We start from the raw sequence: 4,924 nt of genomic DNA on the forward strand, positions 1-4,924 counted from the left end.
ACCGGTTTTCAGGGCCCGCGGTGCAGACCGCGGCCCTTCTGTTTGTGGGGTGGCGACTGGGGTCGGATCCCTTTCGCATGCGAAAGGGCTCTGACCCCAACCGCAGGACGTGCTACTCCGAGCATCCATCGCTGGGCTCAAACTGCCGCCTTGAAAACGCTTCGATGCAGAACCGACGCTGCGCGCTCTCATCGCCTGCCTGGCGGATCTGCCTGCGCAACTGGTCGGCTCTCGGGCAACGCGCAGCGCGAGCGACAACGAGGTTGCATACAGGAACGAACGGGAAGTGGACGTCATGGCGTGGAATGTTCAGCTTCTTATCCCAGGCCTCGAACGGAAAGAGCACATGTAACAACCCATCTGCCGCCTTATCCTCGCTTGGTCGCGTGAGGGCGACATCCGGTGCATCCCTGAGCAACGTCTCATAGGCTTCCAGGAAGCGACGGCCGTGCCGGTCATGCTCCGCCGGTGTCGCCGCCCGTCGCAGTGCTGCGTAGTAGGGAAAGAGGCGTCCTGCATCGGGTGCGCTACAGATGATGGCACGTGGCTCCGACTGTGCATTGCCAGGGTCTGCTGGCTTGCATGAGGTGCGTTTCAGTCGTTCCTGCAACGCGGTCAGCACCCGGTCGATAGCGGCGCCAGGGGCGGGCTCGCCGTCCAATTCGCCTACAAGCGACGCCAAGCTGTCGCCCACCATCGGGACATACTCTCGCTCTGTAGTCAGTGCGATGGAGGACTGGGCCGGCCGGGGAGCCGTCGACGCTGTAGTCAGAGACAGTACTGCGGCCATCGCAAGCCCTACCATCATCGATTGCATACCAGATCGCCAATGGAATCAGGCTGCAGCGCGATGGAGCACGACCTGATCGGCTTGCGACCTCTTCGTGATGGAGCGAATTCGACTTCTACATCCAGACGGTCATCGTGGAAATCGAGTGTCTTGAAGTCGACCAAGGCGAAGTCGCGATCGAAACGGGCATCGCCGAGCGAAAAGATCGTCCGATCGCGCAGGAAGACGCGTGGATGACCGGGTTTCAGGTACTGGATCGTCAGGCACGGATTGTCTGTTGTCAGCAGGTATCTGACCAGGAGATTCCCTGCCCCTCGCAGTTCCGCATTGGTGAACTTCGAATAGTCGATAGGATGCTCGGTGGCCCTAGGAGCCTGAGACATCAAGAAATCGCACCCAATGTCCCTGCATTTTTGAGATCTTGGCATTGACGACCCTAGCGTAATCAATGGGTGGGTTTGCTGCGACGGCGGCTCCAGTGATCAGAACCCAGCTGGCCAAGCAGGCGGAGATTATTCACATTTCTCCCATCATCTGGTTTCGGCAAATTATTATCCTGAGGCGCGTAAACCAGCTTGGCTATGAAACAAGTACGAATCTAAGCGCTTCGCTGTGCGAGGGCATGAATGGACGCAACTGGCGAGGTGCTTTAGGGGGTTTCTGGTCGAATCCGACAGTACGTGGCGCGCATGGCTCGAATCCGGGCAATGCGCCCACGCGCCAACTAGCATGAAGAAGCCATCCAACCAGAGCAGATCATGTTCGGCCTTCTTCTAGTTGCAGTGTCCGTCGTGGCGGGGGCATCACCGGCGATGCCCCCGAAGCGAGCAGCAGCCGACAAGGTTACTGGTGTGCGAGAAGGCATGGAGTACACACAGGTACGCAGGCTGCTGCTTGACGCAGGGTGGGTCCCGCTGGACGCAGAGTACCTGCGGCCTCGGCCGGCTTATACGGATTATCCGGAGGTCAATTGTGGCACCGGGTGGCAAGCAACCTGCTCCGCATTCTTCTTTCGCGGTGACTATTACTTCGGGGTGGGACTGAACCCCCTGGAGTCACGACGCCATCTGCCCGTAGAGTGGACGTGGAGGTGGCGCGATCCAGCCGGGCTGGCAAGCGACCGCCGAGTTGTGAAAGCGGTCATCAACTCGACGCGTCAGGGCAACGTGCAGATCGAGGAAAGATCACCCCTGATAAAAGCAGCGTGCGAAACGAACAAGGTCTGGCTGTCCTGGAACAACGAAGCACCAAACGCAGCATTGGTGACCTGCGACTACGGTGGTACAGCGCACGACAATTGGGGCTGGTTGATCGAGACGGGGTTGGATGACGATGAGACGCGGGTGCGCCGTTTCTCTCTGGGCAAGGTGACCAGCGTCGCGGAGTTCAATCGGATTGGCGCGCAGGTACCGGATGCTTTCACCTCGCATCCCTGGTGCTCGGGCGCCAAGCCGAAGACGCCATCGAGTGCGGTATTCGTAACATTGGTCAAGACGCCCAGCGAGAGGGGAGATGCGCCGTACTGCTTCATGCCCCACTTCTTCACAGGAAGCACGGGTCGTCCTTTGCGGATGCTTCCGGCGGCGGACGAAGTATGGCCGGACGTTCCGTGGGCAGAGGTCGGGCTGCTCGCGAGAGAGGTCGAGATCCTGCGTGATTGGCGGCTGGAATATGAGGGCGAGTAAGCCTACGCAGCCGTTTGATCCTCTTGGCCACCGCGTGAAAGTTGGCATGCGAGTCGAGCACGGCTCGACTCTACAATCGGCCCATGACCACCACCACGCCGACCGAGCTCCCCGCCATCCTGCACACCCTGCGCAGCGCCTGGCAGGCGCAGCGCCCCTCGCTCGACCAGCGTGAAGCCGACCTGCGCCGCCTGCGCGAGGCGCTGAAGCCGCGCCTGGATGAGATGGCCCAGGCCATCGCCGAGGATTTCGGCCACCGCGCCCATGTTGAATCGAAACTGGCCGATGGCATGAGCGTGCTGTCGGCCATCGACCATCTGCGCCGCCACCTGCGACGCTGGTCGAAGCCGCAGCGGGTCGGCGCCGGCTGGAAACTGTGGCCGGCGCGCGCGCAGCTGCGACCGACGCCGCTGGGCGTGGTCGGGGTGATCTCGCCCTGGAACTACCCGGTCACGCTGGCACTGGTGCCGCTGGCCACCGCCATCGCCGCCGGCAACCACGTGCTGCTGAAGCCTTCGGAACACACCCCGCGCACCAGTGCATTCCTGGCCGATCTGCTGGCCAGCGTGTTCCCGCCCGATCGGGTGGCGGTGGTGCAGGGTGGGGCGGACGTGGCCGCGGCGGTGTCCTCGCTGCCGCTGGACCATCTGCTGTTCACCGGCTCGACGGCGGTGGGCCGCAAGGTGATGGCTGCTGCGGCTGAGCATCTGGTGCCGGTCACGCTGGAACTGGGCGGCAAGTCGCCGGCCATCGTCTGCCGCGATTTCCCACTGGACAAAGCCGCAACGCGGCTGGCCACCGGCAAGTGGTTCAACGCCGGGCAGACCTGCATCGCGCCGGACTACGTGTTGATCGACACCGTGCGCCAGCGCGAGTTCGTACAGGCATTGCAGCAGCAGGTACGCGAGCGCTACGGCGATTTCAGCGATGCCGAGGATTACACGCGCATCATCAACGAAGGCCAGTACCGGCGCCTGCAGGGCTATCTGGCGCAGGCGCGCGAACGCGGCGTACCGGTCATTCCGCTGGCGCAGGTGGATGAGGCTCGTGCCGACCGTGAGCGCCTGCTGGTGCCGACCGTGGTGCTGGACCCGCCGGACGACCTGGAGCTGATGCGCGAGGAGATCTTCGGCCCGATCCTGCCGGTACGGGCCTACCCGGATCTGGATGCCGCGTTGACCGACGTGCTGTCCCGCGATCGGCCGCTGGCGCTGTATCCCTTCAGCCATGACAAAGCGACGGTGGAGCGCATCCTCGGCCAGGTGGTGGCCGGTGGGGTGACGGTCAACGACACGCTGCTGCATTTCGCGGCCGATGGCCTGCCGTTCGGCGGGGTAGGGGCAAGCGGCATGGGCGCGTACCACGGCCGGGCCGGGTTCGATGCGATGAGCAAGCGGCTGCCGGTGCTGTGGCAGTCGCGCTGGGCGGCCAGCGATCGGTTGCGGCCGCCGTACTCGAAGATTGCCGGGTTGTTGAAGTTCCTCGTGCGGTAGTGCCGGCGGGGGTCATGGGGTTGCCGGCCAGCGGCCGGCACTACCCGGTAGGTGCCAACCCGCGCGGCCCCTTCTGGTGGGTGCCAACCTTGGTTGGCACGCGTGAACCCCATGCGCCAACCAGGGTTGGCGTCTACCAGACCCCACCCGGGTAGAATGCCCCCATGAAGATCGCCTCGTGGAACGTCAATTCGCTCAATGTCCGCCTGCCGCACCTGGAGCAGTGGCTCAAGGACTTCGGCCCGGACATCGTCGGTATCCAGGAAACCAAGCTGGAGGACCACAAGTTCCCCGATTCGGCGCTGATCGGCGCGGGCTACCGCAGCGTGTTCGCCGGCCAGAAGACCTACAACGGCGTGGCGCTGCTGTCGCGTGAGCCGGCGCAGGACGTGCAGATCGGCATTCCCGGCTTCGAGGACGAGCAGAAGCGCGTCATCGCCGGCACCTTCGGCGACCTGCGGGTGATCAACCTGTACGTGGTCAACGGCCAGGACATCGGTACCGACAAGTACGAGTACAAGCTGCGCTGGCTGGAGGCGGTGCATGCCTGGATCGCCGAAGAACTGCAGCGGCACCCGAAGCTGATCGTGATGGGCGACTTCAACATCGCCCCGGACGCGCGCGACGTGCACGACCCGGAGGTGTGGAACGAAAACCACATCCTGACCTCCACCGCCGAGCGCGGCGCGCTGAACAAGCTGCTGCAGCTGGGCCTGCACGATGGCTTCCGCCTGCACAACGACGAGGCGGGCACCTTCAGCTGGTGGGACTACCGTGCCGCCGGCTTCCGCCGCAACCTCGGCCTGCGCATCGACCTGACCCTGGTCTCCGACGCGCTGAAGCGCAGTGCGGTGGCCTCGGGCATCGACCGCGAGCCGCGTACCTGGGAACGCCCGAGCGACCATGCGCCGGCCTGGGTGGAAGTAGCGTCGAGCTTGCTCGACTGATCTCCCATG

At 63.9% G+C, this 4,924-nt stretch carries 5 protein-coding genes; 3 read left to right on the forward strand and 2 right to left on the reverse strand.

Translation table 11 applies throughout. The features are described from left to right. Positions 1-112: 112 nt before the first annotated feature. Together QRO93_RS12990 and QRO93_RS12995 are read right to left on the reverse strand one after the other, a co-directional pair. A complete protein-coding gene (locus QRO93_RS12990; RefSeq protein WP_180880036.1) occupies positions 113-682 on the reverse strand; it encodes a hypothetical protein in 570 nt (189 codons plus the stop codon). Positions 683-804: 122 nt separating this feature from the next. Next, positions 805-1,173, reverse strand: a complete 369-nt coding sequence (locus QRO93_RS12995) for a hypothetical protein (RefSeq protein ID WP_180880038.1) — start codon at positions 1,171-1,173, stop codon at positions 805-807. Between the two features lie 375 nt (positions 1,174-1,548). Here QRO93_RS12995 and QRO93_RS13000 point away from each other — a divergent pair, with 375 nt between their 5' ends. From QRO93_RS13000 to xth, 3 genes are all read left to right on the forward strand, one after another. Further along, on the forward strand, positions 1,549-2,475 hold the full coding sequence (locus tag QRO93_RS13000; protein WP_180880040.1) for a hypothetical protein: 927 nt from the start codon (positions 1,549-1,551) through the stop codon (positions 2,473-2,475). Between the two features lie 83 nt (positions 2,476-2,558). Continuing rightward, positions 2,559-3,968, forward strand: coding sequence for a coniferyl aldehyde dehydrogenase (locus QRO93_RS13005; protein ID WP_180880042.1), 1,410 nt, complete (start codon positions 2,559-2,561; stop codon positions 3,966-3,968). A gap of 164 nt (positions 3,969-4,132) precedes the next feature. Next, the gene (gene xth / locus QRO93_RS13010; protein WP_180880044.1) at positions 4,133-4,915 is read left to right on the forward strand and encodes an exodeoxyribonuclease III; all 783 of its coding nucleotides are present in this window, start codon (positions 4,133-4,135) and stop codon (positions 4,913-4,915) included. Positions 4,916-4,924: the final 9 nt, after the last annotated feature.

Source organism: Stenotrophomonas maltophilia group sp. Smal17 (genome assembly GCF_030237045.1).
Taxonomy (GTDB): domain Bacteria; phylum Pseudomonadota; class Gammaproteobacteria; order Xanthomonadales; family Xanthomonadaceae; genus Stenotrophomonas; species Stenotrophomonas forensis.